This window comes from Pseudomonas japonica (assembly GCF_013522925.1).
GTDB lineage: Bacteria > Pseudomonadota > Gammaproteobacteria > Pseudomonadales > Pseudomonadaceae > Aquipseudomonas > Aquipseudomonas japonica_A.
This window is the reverse complement of sequence record NZ_JAAMQU010000010.1, coordinates 203,974-219,684: the sequence shown is the minus strand read 5'-3', so window position 1 is coordinate 219,684 and position 15,711 is coordinate 203,974. Positions and strand designations below refer to the sequence as shown.

Annotated in this window: 13 protein-coding genes; 12 read left to right on the top strand and 1 reads right to left on the bottom strand. The window is 63.3% G+C overall.

Annotated features, from left to right (window positions below; translation table 11 throughout):
* The first annotated feature begins 352 nt into the window (after nucleotides 1–352).
* The 9 genes from G7016_RS17310 to G7016_RS17270 all read left to right on the top strand — a co-directional run bounded on the left by G7016_RS17310 (nucleotide 353) and on the right by G7016_RS17270 (nucleotide 11,789).
* Complete coding sequence (locus G7016_RS17310) at nucleotides 353–820, top strand: DUF1289 domain-containing protein (RefSeq protein ID WP_181116905.1); 468 nt, start codon at nucleotides 353–355, stop codon at nucleotides 818–820.
* A gap of 103 nt (nucleotides 821–923) precedes the next feature.
* Nucleotides 924–4,025, top strand: coding sequence for an S-type pyocin domain-containing protein (locus G7016_RS17305; RefSeq protein WP_181116903.1), 3,102 nt, complete (start codon nucleotides 924–926; stop codon nucleotides 4,023–4,025).
* An 8-nt stretch (nucleotides 4,026–4,033) separates the two neighbouring features.
* A complete protein-coding gene (locus G7016_RS17300; RefSeq protein WP_181116901.1) occupies nucleotides 4,034–4,282 on the top strand; it encodes a bacteriocin immunity protein in 249 nt (82 codons plus the stop codon).
* 68 nt (nucleotides 4,283–4,350) lie between these two features.
* On the top strand, nucleotides 4,351–6,162 hold the full coding sequence (locus G7016_RS17295; protein WP_181116899.1) for an S-type pyocin domain-containing protein: 1,812 nt from the start codon (nucleotides 4,351–4,353) through the stop codon (nucleotides 6,160–6,162).
* Nucleotides 6,163–6,228: 66 nt separating this feature from the next.
* The gene (locus G7016_RS17290; RefSeq protein ID WP_181116897.1) at nucleotides 6,229–6,828 is read left to right on the top strand and encodes a tRNA-(ms[2]io[6]A)-hydroxylase; all 600 of its coding nucleotides are present in this window, start codon (nucleotides 6,229–6,231) and stop codon (nucleotides 6,826–6,828) included.
* 227 nt (nucleotides 6,829–7,055) lie between these two features.
* Complete coding sequence (locus tag G7016_RS17285; protein ID WP_181116895.1) at nucleotides 7,056–7,529, top strand: MarR family winged helix-turn-helix transcriptional regulator; 474 nt, start codon at nucleotides 7,056–7,058, stop codon at nucleotides 7,527–7,529.
* Nucleotides 7,526–8,983, top strand: coding sequence for an efflux transporter outer membrane subunit (locus tag G7016_RS17280; RefSeq protein ID WP_181116893.1), 1,458 nt, complete (start codon nucleotides 7,526–7,528; stop codon nucleotides 8,981–8,983). The genes G7016_RS17285 and G7016_RS17280 overlap by 4 nt, the downstream gene beginning before the upstream one ends.
* 15 nt (nucleotides 8,984–8,998) lie before the next feature.
* A complete protein-coding gene (locus G7016_RS17275; RefSeq protein WP_181116891.1) occupies nucleotides 8,999–10,207 on the top strand; it encodes an HlyD family secretion protein in 1,209 nt (402 codons plus the stop codon).
* A gap of 52 nt (nucleotides 10,208–10,259) precedes the next feature.
* Nucleotides 10,260–11,789 carry a DHA2 family efflux MFS transporter permease subunit gene (locus G7016_RS17270; RefSeq protein WP_181116888.1) on the top strand — a complete coding sequence of 510 codons (1,530 nt, stop codon included), beginning with the start codon at nucleotides 10,260–10,262 and terminating at the stop codon, nucleotides 11,787–11,789.
* 19 nt (nucleotides 11,790–11,808) lie between these two features.
* On the opposite strand, the gene G7016_RS17265 is transcribed toward G7016_RS17270, so the two are convergent.
* Entirely contained in the window at nucleotides 11,809–12,612 is an 804-nt protein-coding gene (locus tag G7016_RS17265) for a TlpA family protein disulfide reductase (protein ID WP_181116886.1), read from the bottom strand.
* Between the two features lie 132 nt (nucleotides 12,613–12,744).
* Between G7016_RS17265 and G7016_RS17260 the strand changes: the two genes are divergently transcribed.
* The 3 genes from G7016_RS17260 to G7016_RS17250 all read left to right on the top strand — a co-directional run bounded on the left by G7016_RS17260 (nucleotide 12,745) and on the right by G7016_RS17250 (nucleotide 15,690).
* Nucleotides 12,745–13,428 carry a response regulator gene (locus G7016_RS17260; protein WP_181116884.1) on the top strand — a complete coding sequence of 228 codons (684 nt, stop codon included), beginning with the start codon at nucleotides 12,745–12,747 and terminating at the stop codon, nucleotides 13,426–13,428.
* Nucleotides 13,425–14,756, top strand: a complete 1,332-nt coding sequence (locus G7016_RS17255) for an ATP-binding protein (RefSeq protein WP_181116881.1) — start codon at nucleotides 13,425–13,427, stop codon at nucleotides 14,754–14,756. Before G7016_RS17260 ends, G7016_RS17255 begins: the two co-directional genes overlap by 4 nt.
* A 208-nt stretch (nucleotides 14,757–14,964) precedes the next feature.
* On the top strand, nucleotides 14,965–15,690 hold the full coding sequence (locus G7016_RS17250; protein WP_181116879.1) for a gamma-glutamyl-gamma-aminobutyrate hydrolase family protein: 726 nt from the start codon (nucleotides 14,965–14,967) through the stop codon (nucleotides 15,688–15,690).
* Nucleotides 15,691–15,711: the final 21 nt, after the last annotated feature.

The window sequence follows — 15,711 nt, the reverse complement described above, 5'->3', positions numbered from 1 at the left end:
CCAGCGGCACCCTCGCACGCCGGGGCCATGCGGCTTTTGAAGCCGATTGACCGGAGTGTCGATGAGTGCCAGGCAGAAGCTGCTTTCAAAGTTTTACGCCGGCAGAATGCTGAGCGGATGAGGGCTGGCACGGTGAGGAGGGGAACCGTGCCACTGCATTCTGACGGATCGACTGTGCTCGTGACGCTTTGAAAACAGCTTCCAGATGGACATTGGTGCCTTCAAGCAGGCCGAACGATTCTACGGCAAAATTTCCCCGAAAGTAAGTTGCCCGTTCGCCAGCAAGAGGTGAAAGCACTACGACGAAGGGCTAAGATAGGCGGCCCGCCGCTTCGCCGATGCCCTTATTGCCATGGCCAAATCAACGATCAAAACGCCTTGTGTAGGCCTGTGCTCCACTGTCTACGGGGACCTGGTGTGCCGTGGTTGCAAACGTTTTCACCATGAAGTGATCCACTGGAACACCTACGACGACGAGCAGAAACGCGCCGTATGGCTGCGCCTGGAGCAACTGCTGGCGCAGGTGATGGAGGGCAAGCTCGAGGTGTTCGACCCGGCACGCCTGCGCTTGCAGCTCGAACAACGGCAGATCCGCTTCCAGCCGCAACAGTCCGAATACTGCTGGGCCTATCAACTGATCGCCCGCGGCGCCCGGGTGATCAACCAGCTGGACGCCTACGGCATCGTACTGCTGCCCGAATTTCGCGACTGGGACCTGCCCGCCCTGCGTGACGCCATCGATCGGGAATTCTTCCTTCTGTCCGAAGCCCATTACCAGCGCTACATCGCCCCTGCGTTTTTGCTGGAAGGGTTGGAGTAGGCGCTGCGGTAACCCTCTTTCTTCCACACCCTGCGGTATAGCTATCTACCTCAGCCACCTCTCTTGACGCCTCGATCCTAGTACCTCCACCAAGGAGGTGCTTATGAGTGATGGCTACTACAAGGATGACGGCTACGTCACCATCCGATCGGGGCCCGTGTCGTCCGGTAGCGGTAACGGGGGGTTTTTCGGGCCTGCTTTCATCGGTGGGGCAGGGGGCTCCAGCCGAAAGCGGCGCAAGCGCAGGTTAGCCGCACGCCGGGCCCGTGAAGCTGCCCATCGGGCGGCCCTCGAAAAGGAACGCCAGGCACGTGACGCCGCAGCCGAGACGGCTCGGCGCGAGGCCTTCCAACGGCGCTACCAGGCGCAGCTGCATGAAGTGGCCAATGCCAGGCAGCTGGCTGCTGAACGCCTTGAGGCGGACGTCAGAGAGGGCTTGATTCGGCACGGGCTCCCGCCCACCGCAGCCTTGTCTGATATCCCTGGCCACGCCTATCTGCAACAAGAGCAGGCGGCCGTCGGCCAGTTCAGCCAGGCCCTCGTAGCAGAGCGCGATCATTTGTTGGCCCAGGCGAGGCGCTTTTATGGTGACGACCCTGCTGCCCACCCAGAGCAACACTATCTTGAAAAAGTGCTCGCCGAGGGCGATCCCGCTCATGAGGCGTGGCGTGCAGCGATGCTGGCTGCACAGCAGGCGGAGGCGGTCAACAACCGGCTCGCTCGGCTGAACGAACGCGCCGCGGCATTGGCCCGTGAGGTAGCGGCGCTGGATGCCAGCTGGCGCACGGCTCAGGAAGCTCAGGCTCGCTACCGCGAAATAGATGCGCGTCGGGACATCGACGTGCAAGCGTTGCAGACGATACGGCAAGCCGCTCGCGAGCGTGACCTGCAACACCAGCAGACCGTGCGCATAGGCGCGGCGACGCTTGCTGGCCCCGCCATCATTTCAGGCGCTACCGAAGCGATTCGCGCAGAAGCGCTTCGCCTGGGATTGAACGCCCTCCGCGAAGCCGGAGCGTTTGTAAAGCCTGCGGTGGACCTGCTTCGCAAACCCCCTTTCTGGACCTTGCTGATGTACTCCCCGGCATTGGGGGACGGCGAGCTTACCCCTGAGCAACGGCGTCGATTCGCGGTGGCGCTGCCGCTGACTGACATGGGGCAAGGCAATGCCGCGGCTGTGTCGGCCAACGTTGCCGCTGTCGAGCTCGACTATCGGCTCAAGGCAGAAACCCTCCACGGCCAGACCGCCGTTCATGTGGTGCCCACAGGGGGAGTGATCCCCGCGCAGGTCCCGGTACGTCATGCCCAATGGCAAGCAGAAACGCAAACGTATGAAGTGCGTGGGCCGGACCTCGCTGCGCCAACCCTGCAGGTAGAAAAGTCCGCCGCTACCACCTTGCCCGTGGAGCCGGCCCCCGCACTGCGCGGCGTTACAAGCCTGGCGCACCTAGGCGCCGCTACGGTTCCGGATGGCGCCTCCACGCGCTTCAACGACTGCATCCTTGTGTTCCCCGTCGAGGCGGGAATCGGCCCCTGTTACGTTGCATTCGAAGACCCGCTCACCGGGCCAGGCGTGGCTACGGGGGATGGTCAGGGCACGCTTGACCTCGGCCGCCTCTTGGCCAACCCCGCTTCGCCCCACCTGCCTGCAGCCGTCGCGGCCTCGTTGAAATGGCGAACCTTCGCGTCGACCGACGCGCTGTCGGCTGAGGTGTGGCGCGCGCTGTCGCAGAGGGTTGATGAAACGCAGGGCGTCAGCGAGATCACCCGCAATCGGTTGCGCAAGGGCTACCCGCCGATACTGCCGCGGTCGCAATGGTCTGCGACGCGGCGCACCCTGGAGCTGCGCTATGCCCAGCCGCCTGAAACCCTCGGCGACGCCTATAGCCTCGATAATCTGAGGCTCGGCGTTGAGGGTGGCCAGCCTTTGCTCGGGGCGGATGAGCCCGTACGCACACCCTGGCTGTCGGCGTACCCCGAACATGCCGAACGGTTGGCTGCCGCCCAAGCGAGCGCTCGCGCCGAGGCCACGGCAGCGCTTGAGCAGGAACGCGCCCTTAAACAGCAAGCTGAGCAAGCGGCTCGGGCAAACGAGGCGGCTGCGCACTGGCTACGCGCGGCCAACCGATTCAGTCACACGCGCCCCTTGGCCACGTCTGGCGCCTTTCTGTTGAGCCCGGCGGGTGAAGTACCGCTGAGCAACGATGCTGGCGCCTCCCTGGAAATTAGCCTGCGTTCCGCGCTCGGCGAACTTCAGGTTGCCGATGACGGCGAAGTGGCAGTGGATTTCCTGGACCTGGCGTTTGAAACGCCCGAGGGCGAGTTTCCCCCCGGGATCGCGTTAAGCCTGCCGCTGGAGTGGTTGTCACCTGATCAGCCTCAAGGCCTTGTCGGCGAAGCCGTTGCTACCTCGGTAGAGCTGCCTTATCGAATCGGCTCCATCACCGAATACGGCGGCGCTTCGCTGTTCGTCACCCGCACGGGTACTGAAGGTGTGGGGCGTGAGGTGCGAGTCCTCCAGGCGCAGCTGGATTCCAGCACCGGCAGCTGGTCGCTCATCGATGATGCCGCAAGCGGCCGCCGCCTGACCTGGACCCCCGCAAGCGCGCCGGGGGCCGAAAGCCTGGGCGGCACCACCCTCCCGATCACTCCCGCCCTTGTGGGCTTGTACACCGGCAACGGCGAGCCGATCGCCGCGCCACAGCTGGAAACATATCCGGGGCTTCACGACTGGGACATAGATGATTTCATAGTCATCTATCCCGCCGACTCCGGGCTACCTCCTGAATACGTGATGTTCAGCGAGGCCTGGCGGCGTTACGCCCCAGGTGTGGTGAGCGGGGCAGGGCAGGCAGTAGAGGGGCAATGGCTGGCCGCACGGGTAAACACCGTGGGTGTGCCTGTTCCGGCAAGTGTGGCTGAGCGGTTGAGGGGGCGGAGTTTCGCGTCGTTCGATAGCTTCCGTAAGGCATTCTGGAGGGAAGTGGGTCGGGAGGACGGCATTATCAGCGATTGGGCGCCTAGGAATCGAGAACTTGCAAGTAAGGGTAACGCTCCGCAAGTGCAAAAAGGAGAGCGTCGAGGACGGCGGATTACATATGAAGTTCATCATGTAAGGCAGATCAGCGAGGGTGGTCAGGTATATGATCTGGATAACTTGGTGATCTTGACGCCTAATGCTCACATCGAACAGCACAGTCAGTAGGGGGAAGCATGACTTATTCACGTAAAGAACTAATGAGCTCCATACTGCTCATCGACAGATACATCGCGGATGAGTCCGCAACTGAGGATAAACTAACTGATGCTATTTTTAGATTTGAAGAGCTTTCCCAGCACCCGGCGGGGTCGGACCTTTTGTTTTGGCCGCAGCCAGGCGCAGACGCCACCCCCGAAGGAATCATCGCCGAAGTCGAACGCTGGCGCTTGGAAAACGGTCTGCCAGGTTTGAGCGAGGAATAAATTGGAGAAGTAATAAAATGGCGCGCCGCCTTTCCTGCGGTGCGCCAGTCAGACAAGGAGTTACACTTATGCTCAAGGAACGGTACGAAGATTACACCGAGCAGGAGTTTCTGGCGGTATGCGAGCAGGTGTTCTGGGTGCAGGGCGATGCGGCCGATCATGAAGCATTGATTGCGCAACTGGATGAATTGGTCGATGCGCCTGACTGGGACTTGGGTCTCGTGTTTGCGTCTGGTCGGCGTTTCACGCCCCAAGTGCATACACCGGCCGATCTCATGGCAAACATCAAAGCCTGCAGGGGCAGGCTACGCCCAGGCCTGAAGCCCGGCGGCGGGCCAGCCGGCGAGCCCCCGTTGGTACCGATAGACGAAGCCATGGCCCAGCGGGAGGCACAGCGGGCGGAGCAGCTGATTGCCGGGCAGGGTGATCCCAGCCTCGGCCATGACATCACCAGTTTGATCAGGGGGGAACGCAAGACCGAGCGCGAATTGGTAGACGGCTTCACGCACCTGGCGCAGATTCGATCGCTGATCGCGCAAGAGCCCCCACATGACTGGGCGCTTTGTATACAGTTGCGCAGCGCAGTCAATTCTCTAGGTGGTGTGCTTGAACGCCTTGTGCCAACGGATCGGTCCACCCGCTTCAGCCGGCGGCTTATCTATGATCTGGTAGAGGCTCGGAACATCAATCGCCCTGCACCCATGCCCGCGCAGGGGTGGGACGCCTGGGTAGCCCAGGGGCGGCAATGGTTGGCCCGGCACGACGGGCGTATGCAGAGTATTCAGGCATCCATTACGCATCTCATGCCCGCTGCGCAAGCGGCGCTGGCCGAGGGGGCTCGCGCCTGGGTCCGCGCTACGTCGGTGTTACGCCGGGCGAACACATTGCCACTGGAATACGACATTCCCCTGGCCGATGCCACGGCCCGGCCGCTGATCTGCCACCCGGTCCGGGCGATCACCGCGCTGTTTTCTGCTCCGGACAGCGGACTGTCCATGCTGACGCTGTCAGCAGTCGCCACCTACACAGCGGGCACCAACGCTGCCTGGTCACCCGCTACCTGCTCGTATATCTACGAGTTCGCCAGGGAGCCCTGGCGGGGCGACCCGTATCTGGTGACGGCACCGCTTGAGATCCTTGCGCCGACGCTGGCTACCACCGCATTGCACCGCAGTACGGTTGCGGTGCCCTACCGGCTGTTGATGCGTGCAGTCGATGGGTACTTCCGGCTCACCCTATGCCAATCCTTTGCAGGGTTATCGCAAGAGGTACCCGTACTGGAATGCGAGGCGTTGCCAGGACGAAAGGGTTACATCCTTACGCTGCCGACTGGAGAAACGCTTCAATGGCGCGCAGACCTGCCTTTGCTTTCCCGCCTCAATGCATTTACGAACGAGCTTCCGCAATTCAAGACCGCAGGCGCAGGGAAGTGGTTTGAGCCACAGCCTGTGGGCCCGGCGTCATTGAAGGGGTATCGTGAGTACGTCGTTCGGTTTCCACCGGGGTCGGGTGTTGCTCCGCTCTACCTCAGCTGCACGCGGCTGCAAGATACGCCAGGTGTCACCGCCGGAGCGGGGCAGGCAAGCGAGGAGGGCTGGCTGAATACGGCATTGGCCGCTGGTACCGGGTTACCTTCGGTGCTCACCGCCTCCCTGGTTGGGCAGGCCTGGAACGAGTTCGCTGCGCTTGAGCGAGCCATCTGGCAGGGTATGGCTGCCACGCCGGCGTTGGCTGTGCAGTTCAATGAAGCGAACCTCACGCTTATGGCGCAGGGGCTTGCACCACAAATCGAAGGCCGAACGTTGCTCCTCGGGCATCGGGGCGAACCGGGCTATCACCACCTGTACGACCTGAACGAGTTGTGGTTCACGCCCGGATAACCCGTATCACTGCCCCAAGCATGACGCGCGTATACTGCGCCGTTTTCCAGCCACACGAGACGGCGCATGCTGCCCGAAATTCATGAGTTCCTTGGTTGCCGTACGCCCCAGGCCTGGGTCGATGCCGCAGTGGCAGACCAGGAAACCCTGCTCATTGATCACAAGAACTGTGAGTTCAAGGCCGCGTCCACGGCGCTCAGCCTGATTGCCAAGTACAACACCCATGTTGACCTCATCCATTTCATGTCCCGCCTGGCGCGCGAGGAGCTGGTGCACCACGAGCAGGTGCTGCGCTGGATGAAAAAGCGTGGCGTGCCGCTACGGCCTCTCAATGCCGGCCGCTATGCCTCGGGCCTGCGCAAGCTGGTGCGCTCCCATGAGCCGGTCAAACTGGTGGATACCCTGGTGGTCGGCGCGTTTATCGAAGCCCGCAGCTGCGAACGGTTCGAAGCGCTGGTGCCACACCTGGACGCGGACCTGGGCGGTTTTTATCACGGCCTGCTCAAGAGTGAAGCCCGGCATTTCCAGGGTTACCTGAAGCTGGCCTATCACTACGGCGATGCCGCCGACATTCAAAACACCATCGCCAAGGTTCGCGAGGCGGAAGTGGCCTTGATCGAAAGCCCGGATGAGGAATTGCGCTTTCATAGCGGCATTCCTGCCTGATTCGCTTTCCCCCGTTAAACCTATTCGCGAGCTCCGCCGGATGGCCGGCCCCGCCGCTTCCTAGAAACCTGGTAGGAAGCGGCGGGGCCGGCCATCCGGCGATAGCTCGCGAATGAAGGAAAAATGCAGCTCAGGTAGTTAGCCCCCTGATAGGTGTCTTGACATTAGCTGCCTAGGCAGTAATATCTTGCAATATCTTCTGCCTGAGCAGTTATCTGCCTTTCCCGATGAGCCATTTCACGCCTGAAAACTTCCACGACAGCCAGATCGGCATGTTGCTGGGCCGCGCCAATAGCCTGAAAGACCGCATCCTGGACCAGCACCTTGAGATCTACGGTGTGACTTCGGCGCAGTTCAAGGTGCTGATCATCGTGGCCGAGTGGGGCATGAACTCGCCGGGTGACCTGTGCCGGCACCTGTCGTTGGACAGTGGCTCGATGACCCGCATGCTCGACCGCCTGGAGCAGAAGCAGCTGATCCGCCGCAGCCGCAGTGAAGCGGATCGTCGGCAGATCTGCATCGCACTCACGGAAGAAGGCGAGGCTTTGGCAGCGCGTTTGCCACAGATAGGTGCCGAGGCGATGAACCGCCTGGCGGGGGTGCTGGATGGCAGTGAACTGGCAGAGCTGGAACGGTTACTCAAAAAAATTCTGATCGATGCCGGCGACCCCGTGGCCTGCTGGCGCCTGGGTAAAAAATGAAGCCCCAACTGCTTACCTTGAAATTACTGCCCCTGGCCTTCGCGATTGCGTTGGCCGGCTGTGCCAACGACCACGGCCTCAAGCCGGACGCCACCGTGGCGCAGCCCGGTAGCCTGAACGCCACACGCAGCCTGGCCGCAGTGACCGTGAGCCCGGCTGCATGGCCGTCGGAGACTTGGTGGTCCAGCCTGGGCGACCAGCAGCTCAATGCGTTGATTGACGAGGCACTGCGCGACAGCCCGGACCTGCAAGTGGCCGCTGCGCGTGCTCATCAGGCAACCGCTGCCGCCAATGCCGCCGATGCCGACCGTAGCGCGTACATCGGCGCCGATGCCAATGTGTCGCGGTCCCGGCTGGCCAAGGTGCAAGACCCGCTGCTCGAGGGCGATCGTTACTCCACGCTGCGCAGCGCGGAAGTGACCTTCGACTATACGTTCGACCTCTGGGGCGGCGAGCGCGCTGCCTGGGAAGCTGCATTGGGACAGGCCCGGGCGGCGGAAGTGGACCGTCAGGCCGCGCGGCTGACCCTGGCCGTGGACGTGGCACGTGCCTACAGCGACCTGGGCCATGCCTATATTGCCGCCGACCTTGCACAGGAAGACCTCTCGCGCACGCGGCGCATGCTGGAGCTGGGCCGCCAGCGGCTGGCCGCCGGCATCGACAGCCAATACCAGCTTCAGCAAACCGAAAGCCTGGAAGCCAGTGCCCAGGAGCAAGCGATCAACGCTGACAAGGAACTGCGCAGTGCCCGTATCGCCTTGGCGATCCTGCTGGGCAAGGGCCCGGACCGCGCCAGCGAAATCGCCCGGCCGCAGGTACTCAAGCCGGCAGCGGTAGCACTGCCGTCGCAATTACCAGCGGACTTGCTGGGTCGCCGCCCGGACCTGATTGCCGCGCGCTGGCGGGTGGAAGCCGCCAGCCGCAACGTGGAAGTGAGCAAGACGCGGTTCTACCCCAACTTGAACCTCACGGCCGCAGCAGGCACCCAGTCACTGTTGGGGGACGCGCTGTTCGGCAGCGCCAGCCGCTTCTTCAACATTGCTCCGGCGGTGTCGTTGCCGCTGTTCGACGGTGGCCGCCTGCGCGCCGGCCTGGACGCCAGCGATGCCGACTACGAGCTGGCGGTGGCGCAGTACAACAAGGCACTGGTAGGTGCGCTGGGAGATGTGGCCGACGCCATCAACCGCCTCGAAGCCTTGGGCCGCCAGGTGGACGCCAAGCAGCACGCCGCCGATGTGGCGCGCCAATCCTTCGATACCGCCACGCAGCGTTACGGCTCGGGCATCGGTAACTACCTGGATGTACTGACCATCGAGCAGCAACTGCTAGGCGCGCAACAGCAGCTGGCTGCGCTCAACGCTCAGCGCATCGACGTTTCGATTCAACTTATGCAGGCCCTTGGCGGCGGTTATCAGGGCGACACCCTGGCCAGCGCCCAGGCCCCACGCGATTAACCAAGGTAACTTCCCATGGCCACTGCCAACCCCCAAGCCAACGGCGAAAAGGCTGATAACGCTCAACCCCAAGGCAACCCGCGCAAGCGCAAGCTGATGCTGTTCCTGTTATTGCTGGTGGTCGTGATCGCCGGCATTGCCGTGTTCGCCTGGCACGAACTGCACGGCCGGTTCTATGAAGAAACCGACGATGCCTATGTGAACGGCAATGTGGTGGAAGTCACTCCGCTGATCGCCGGTACCGTAGTAAGCATTGGTGCCGATGACGGCGACCTGGTGCACGAAGGCCAGACGCTCATCAGTTTCGACCCGGCCGACGCCCGTATCGCGCTGGAAAACGCCCAGGCGAACCTGGCGCGCACGGTTCGCCAGGTGCGCGGCATGTACAGCAATGTGGACAGCCAGCGCTCCCAGGCCAATGCCCGCCGCGTAGAGCTGCAAAAGGCGCAAGAGAACTTCAACCGCCGCAAGACGCTCGCCGCCAGCGGGGCGATTTCGCAGGAGGAGCTGTCCCACGCCCGCGATGACCTGGCCGCCGCTCAGGCCGCGCTCGGTACTGCTCAGCAGCAACTGGCCGGTACCGTCGCCTTGGTCGACGACACCGTGATTTCCTCGCACCCGGATGTGCAAGCCGCCGCCGCGCAGCTGCGCGATGCCTACCTGGCCCGCGCGCGCACCACGCTGGTTGCCCCGGTCACCGGCTATGTGGCCAAGCGCACCGTCCAGTTGGGGCAGCGCGTTCAGCCCGGCACACCAACCATGGCGGTGATCCCGCTGGATCAGGTGTGGGTAGACGCGAACTTCAAGGAAACCCAGCTGCACGATATGCGCATCGGCCAGCCGGTGACCCTGGAAACCGACCTGTATGGCGATGACGTGACCTATGGCGGCACCGTGCAAAGCATCGGCGCTGGCACCGGCAGCGCTTTCTCGCTGTTGCCCGCGCAGAACGCCACCGGTAACTGGATCAAGATCGTTCAGCGGGTGCCGGTGCGGATCAAGCTGGACCCGCAGCCACTGAAGGACCATCCGCTGCGCATTGGCCTCTCCACGGTTGCTACGGTAGACCTTCACGACCAGACCGGCGCCGTGCTGACGCAGCAATCCACGCAGCAAGCGACCTTCTCTACCCGGGTGTACGAGCAGCAACTGGACGAGGCCGACAGCATGATCGCGCGGCTGATTCACGACAACAGCGCCCCGGGCAAGACCGCCCAGCGTTGAGCCCACTTGCGCCCCGTGAGCGGGGCGCCCTTTCTGTTTGCGGGATACAGCGATGAGCTCCAACGCATCCTTTACGCCACCCAGCCTGGTGCTCAGCACCATTGGCCTGTCGTTGGCGACGTTCATGCAGGTGCTGGACACCACCATCGCCAACGTGGCGCTGCCCACCATTTCGGGCAACCTGGGGGTGAGCGCGGAGCAGGGCACCTGGGTGATCACCTCGTTTGCCGTGAGCAACGCCGTGGCCCTGCCGCTCACCGGCTGGCTCAGCCGGCGCTTCGGGGAAGTGAAGCTGTTCATCTGGGCAACGTTGCTGTTCGTGCTGGCCTCGTTTCTCTGTGGCATTTCCACTTCGATGCCCGAGCTGGTGGGCTTCCGCGTGGTGCAGGGAATGGTGGCGGGCCCGCTGTACCCTATGACCCAAACGCTGCTGATAGCCGTGTATCCACCCGCGAAACGAGGGATGGCGCTGGCCTTGCTGGCCATGGTGACGGTGGTGGCGCCCATCGCCGGGCCGATACTCGGGGGCTGGATTACCGACAGCTACAGCTGGCCGTGGATTTTCTTCATCAACGTACCGGTGGGCCTGTTCGCCGCCGCCGTGGTGCGCCAGCAGCTGGCCAAGCGGCCCGTGCAGACCAGCCGGCAACCGATGGACTATGTGGGCCTGATCACCTTGATCATCGGCGTAGGCGCCTTGCAGGTGGTGCTCGACAAGGGCAATGACCTGGACTGGTTCGAGTCGCAGTTCATCATCATCGGCACGGTGATTTCGGTCATATTCCTGGCGATCTTCGTGATCTGGGAGCTGACCGATGCGCACCCGGTGGTGAACCTGAGGCTGTTTGCCTTCCGTAATTTCCGCGTGGGCACGGCAGTGCTGGTGGGTGGATACGCGGGCTTCTTCGGGATCAACCTCATCTTGCCTCAGTGGTTGCAGACCCAGCTGGGCTATACCGCTACCTGGGCCGGCTTCGCCGTGGCGCCGCTGGGGATACTTCCGGTATTGATGTCGCCGTTCGTGGGCAAGTACGCCCACAAGTTCGACCTGCGCGTGCTGGCGGGGCTGGCCTTTACCGCCATTGGCCTGAGCTGCTTCATGCGTGCCGGCTTCAATACCGAGGTGGATTTCACCCATATCGCGCTGGTGCAGCTGTTCATGGGGATAGGGGTGGCGCTGTTCTTCATGCCCACGCTCAGCATCCTTCTGTCGGACCTGCCGCCCAAGCAGATCGCCGATGGCTCTGGCCTCGCCACTTTCCTGCGTACCCTGGGCGGTAGCTTCGCGGCCTCGCTCACCACCTGGATCTGGAGCCGCCGCGCCATTGAGCACCATGCCTACCTGAGCGAGAACATCAGCACCCTGGACCCCACCACCCAGCGGGCGTTGCAGCAGCTGGGAGGGGCGACGGACAAGAGTTATGCCCAGCTCGAGCAGATGGTCAACGCCCAGGCCTACATGCTTTCCACGGTGGACTACTTCACCCTGCTGGGCTGGATATTCGCAGCGTTGATCCTGCTGGTGTGCTTCGCCAAACCACCGTTCACCGCCAAGGCTGGGCCAGAGGCAAGCGGGCATTGAGCACCGGGAAGCGGGGCGCTCATTCAAACACCTTCAGCGCGGCCTCCAGGCTAGCGCCGGACAGCTCTCCAAGATGGCTGCCCTTCAATTGACCATCCGGCCCGTAGAACAACGTGGTCGGGTAGGCCATGGCGCCGACTGCCCGGGCCAGGTTGCCGCTGGTGTCGTAGAGCACGTCGGCAGGGTTGACACCGGTGGTGCCCAGGAAGGTCGCCGCCATCGCCGGCGTTTCGCCCTGATTCACGTACACGAACCGCACGCCGGGCCGCGTTTTTTGCGCCGCCACCAGCACGGGCATTTCCCGGCGGCAGGGCGGGCACCAGGTGGCCCACAGGTTCACCACCAGGGGTTGGCCCTGGTAGCGGCTTAACGTAACCGGGGCACCGTCGCTATCGACCAGCGGTGGGTGCGGCAGGCTGCTGCGCGCCTGTTGCCAGCCAAGCGCCAAGCCACCGGCCAGCCACACGGCAAGGCCAGCCGTAATGCCCCAACCCAGTGCCCGCCTGCGTGCTGGCGTGCGCCAGCCGAAGCCCAGCGCCGCCACGCCCGCTACGGCGATGCCTGCCCAGGGCACGAAGCCTCCATCGCGCAGGTCGAGCACCTGCCAGGGCGCAAGCTGGTATTGCGCCCGATACAGGGCCACGAATGCAAGCCGCGCGGCGACGACCGCCAGCGCGAACAGCCAGAACAACGTGGAATCGCAAGCCGCATGGGGCTCGCTGCGCGAGCAGCGCCGAGCGATCAGCATCGCCAGCCCCAGCGCCAACAGCAACACCACATTGGAAATGGAAAGGGCCAGAGGCCCCAGGGAAACGCTTAACATGACGCACTCCAGCAAGGTTCAGCGCGCACCCTGAACGCGGCCGGTTAAACGGCGGTTAAACGCGGCGCCGGGCGGCTAATGCAGGCTTAATGGCCGCGAGGTAATCTGGCCGCCTGTCAAAAGGTTAACCCCATGCACGTATTGATTTGTGAAGACCACGACCTGATTGCCAGTGGCATCGTTGCCGGGCTCACAGCCCAGGGCGCAGTGGTGGATCGGGTCGCCACCGCCAGCGCTGCCGAAGCCCTGCTCAAGGCGGCGCAGTTCGATGTGATGGTGCTGGACCTCGGCCTCCCCGATGAAGACGGCCTGAAGCTGCTCAAGCGCCTGCGCCAGCAGGGCCAGGCTCTTCCGGTATTGGTGCTGACGGCCCGCGACGCGGTAACCGACCGCGTGGCCGGGCTGGAGGCAGGTGCTGATGATTACCTGGTGAAACCCTTTGACCTGCGCGAGCTGAGCGCCCGGCTGCACACGCTGCTGCGGCGCATGGCCGGCCGAACCGTCAATCGCATCGAGCATGGCGCGCTGTGCCACGATCCCAGCAGTTGCCAAACCTGGCTCGATGGCCAGCCGGTCGACCTTTCCCGCCGCGAGCAGGCGTTGCTTCAGGCGCTGTTGCAGCACAAGGGGCGGGTGCTCAGTGCCGAGCAACTCAAGGACAGTGTGTATGGTTTCGGCGACGAAGTGGAAAGCAACGCGCTCAATGTGCACATCCATTACCTGCGGCGAAAGCTGGGCAACAGTATCGTGGAAACCGTGCGCGGCCTTGGCTACCGGCTTGGCCCGGCCGCTACCTCCGGGCAGGTGCAACCATGAGCTTGCGCGTACGGCTGATGTTGATCCTGGGCGGCGCGTTCGTGCTGATCTGGGCCTTGGCGGCGGCCTGGATGTTCCGCGACCTGCGCGGGCAGATGATGTTTTCACTCGACCAGCGCCTGGTGGCGTCGGCGCGGATGGTGGCCGGCCTGGTGCAGCAACTCCCGCAGCCGCTGCGGGCCCAGGACGGCGAGCGCATCAGCGCGGACCAGTCCAGCATTCCCGACGGCATGGCGTGCAAGGTGAGTTCGCTGCGCGGGGAAATTCTCGCCACCAGCCATCAGGGTGTCGAGGCTGAGCTGGGGGAGGAGGGTGGTGGTTTTCATGATCAGGTTATAGATGGCGAGCATTGGCGCAGCTTTACCCTCAGCCACGGTGACGTGCGCATCACCACGGCCGATCGCCAGCAGGAACGCGAGGCACTGAACCAGTCGGTGCTGCTGGCAGCCTCCGTTCCGGTATTGGTGGCTTTGCTGGGGAGCCTGGGGGTGCTTTGGCTTGGCGTGGGCCAGGGCCTTGCGCCGCTCAACCGTATTCGCGATGCCCTTACCCGGCGCAACCCTGATGCCTTGGAGCCCCTGCTGGTGCGACCATTGCCCGCCGAGTTGCGGCCCTTGGTAGAGACTCAGAACCAGCTGTTCGTACGTATTGGCCAAGCGATCGAGCGGGAGCGGCGGCTCACCGACGACGCGGCGCACGAGCTGCGCAGCCCGCTGACCGCCGTCAAAACCCACTTGCAGGTCGCCCGCATGACTGACGGCGCGGCACGGGAAGCTGCGCTGGCCAATGCAGAAGAGGGCGCTGACCGCTTGCACCGTACGCTGGATCAACTGTTGCTGCTGGCACGGGTAGAAGGGCGGCTGGCCTTTGAGGAAAACCGAGGCTGCGCCGTTGCGGACGTGGCCAGGCTGGCGATCAATGATACGACCGGCGATGCCCGGCGGATCGAAACGGACGTCGAGGACGGTACTGCTCAAGTGCCGCTCGGTGTGCCGCTCACGCTCGCCGTAGCGGCCCTGCGCAACCTGCTCGACAACGCCTTGCGCCACGGGGGCAGCGAGCGGCCGGTGCAGTTGGACGTGTGCCGTGAAGGTGAGCATGCACTGTTCCGGGTGCGGGACCGTGGCCCCGGTATAAAGGAAAGCGAACTGGCACACCTGACCGAACGCTTCTGGCGCTCCAGCCATAGCCAGGGATGCGGCCTGGGTCTGGCGATCGTGCAGGCCATCGTTCAGCGCTGCCAGGGCCAGCTGGATTTCCACCCGATGCCCGACGGCCTGCAGGTGGACTTGCGCTTGCCACTGGGCGCCGTTGCAGGGGGCGAGTAGCCAGCACCTACCGCTTGCCGAGGCCGAGTTGCCGCCTGCAGGGGCAATCGTCTATTATGTTTGACATTAATCGCCCCCCTTCTTCGGATGCGCCCTGTATCCGGCCATCCTTGAAGCGAGATGATTGAAATGTTTTACAACTGACCAGCCTCGGCGGTGCTTCGTGAAAAGCGTAACTACAAAAAGCCGGTCTAAACCGGTCGTCCTCATGACCATGGGCGTGCAAGAGCGTAAAGGTCACCTGTATCAAGTGATGACTCACAAGTACATCACTCCTCTGGTCGACATCGCCGGCTGCGTGCCGGTGCTGATTCCGACCTGCTGCGGCATCGAAGACCTGGATCACTACCTGGACATGGCCGACGGTGTGTACCTCACCGGCGCGGGCTCCAACATCGACCCCGCACTGTACGGCCAGGAGAACCTCACCCCAGAGAAGACCCAGGACCGCGACCGTGACAATTTCGACATTCCGCTGATTCGCGCCGCGCTTGACCGCGGCCTGCCAATCTTCGCCATTTGCCGTGGCATGCAGGAAATCAACGTCGCCCTGGGCGGCGATATACACCAGAAGCTGTACACCGTGCCGGGCGTGCAGGATCACCGTGAAAACCCGGAGGATCCTGTTCCTGCCCAATACGGGGAAAGCCATGGCGTAAATGTTGCCACGGGTAGCTGGCTGGCCGAGGCGCTGGGTGGCGAGAACATTCGCGTGAACTCCCTCCATGGCCAAGGCATCGACCGCCTCGCCGAAGGGCTGGAAGTGCTGGGCAAGGCACCAGACGGCGTGATCGAGGCGTTCCACGCGCCGGCCATTTCACCGTTCCTGCTGGGCGTGCAGTGGCACCCGGAATGGCAAGCCACGCAAAACCCGGTGTCGGTGAAACTGTTCGAAGCCTTCGGTGAGGCGTGCCGCCGCTTCAAGGCGCAATAAACTTCAGGCTTGAATAAATAA

Excerpts from the sequence above, each read along its gene's own strand:
- G7016_RS17250 (WP_181116879.1), top strand. The coding sequence starts at position 14,965 with ATGACCATGGGCGTGCAAGAGCGTAAAGGTCACCTGTATCAAGTGATG.
- G7016_RS17260 (WP_181116884.1), top strand. The coding sequence starts at position 12,745 with ATGCACGTATTGATTTGTGAAGACCACGACCTGATTGCCAGTGGCATC.
- G7016_RS17310 (WP_181116905.1), top strand. The coding sequence starts at position 353 with ATGGCCAAATCAACGATCAAAACGCCTTGTGTAGGCCTGTGCTCCACT.
- G7016_RS17285 (WP_181116895.1), top strand. The coding sequence starts at position 7,056 with ATGAGCCATTTCACGCCTGAAAACTTCCACGACAGCCAGATCGGCATG.
- G7016_RS17300 (WP_181116901.1), top strand. The coding sequence starts at position 4,034 with ATGACTTATTCACGTAAAGAACTAATGAGCTCCATACTGCTCATCGAC.
- G7016_RS17255 (WP_181116881.1), top strand. The coding sequence starts at position 13,425 with ATGAGCTTGCGCGTACGGCTGATGTTGATCCTGGGCGGCGCGTTCGTG.
- G7016_RS17290 (WP_181116897.1), top strand. The coding sequence starts at position 6,229 with ATGCTGCCCGAAATTCATGAGTTCCTTGGTTGCCGTACGCCCCAGGCC.
- G7016_RS17280 (WP_181116893.1), top strand. The coding sequence starts at position 7,526 with ATGAAGCCCCAACTGCTTACCTTGAAATTACTGCCCCTGGCCTTCGCG.
- G7016_RS17305 (WP_181116903.1), top strand. The coding sequence starts at position 924 with ATGAGTGATGGCTACTACAAGGATGACGGCTACGTCACCATCCGATCG.
- G7016_RS17265 (WP_181116886.1), bottom strand. The coding sequence starts at position 12,612 with ATGTTAAGCGTTTCCCTGGGGCCTCTGGCCCTTTCCATTTCCAATGTG.
- G7016_RS17270 (WP_181116888.1), top strand. The coding sequence starts at position 10,260 with ATGAGCTCCAACGCATCCTTTACGCCACCCAGCCTGGTGCTCAGCACC.
- G7016_RS17295 (WP_181116899.1), top strand. The coding sequence starts at position 4,351 with ATGCTCAAGGAACGGTACGAAGATTACACCGAGCAGGAGTTTCTGGCG.
- G7016_RS17275 (WP_181116891.1), top strand. The coding sequence starts at position 8,999 with ATGGCCACTGCCAACCCCCAAGCCAACGGCGAAAAGGCTGATAACGCT.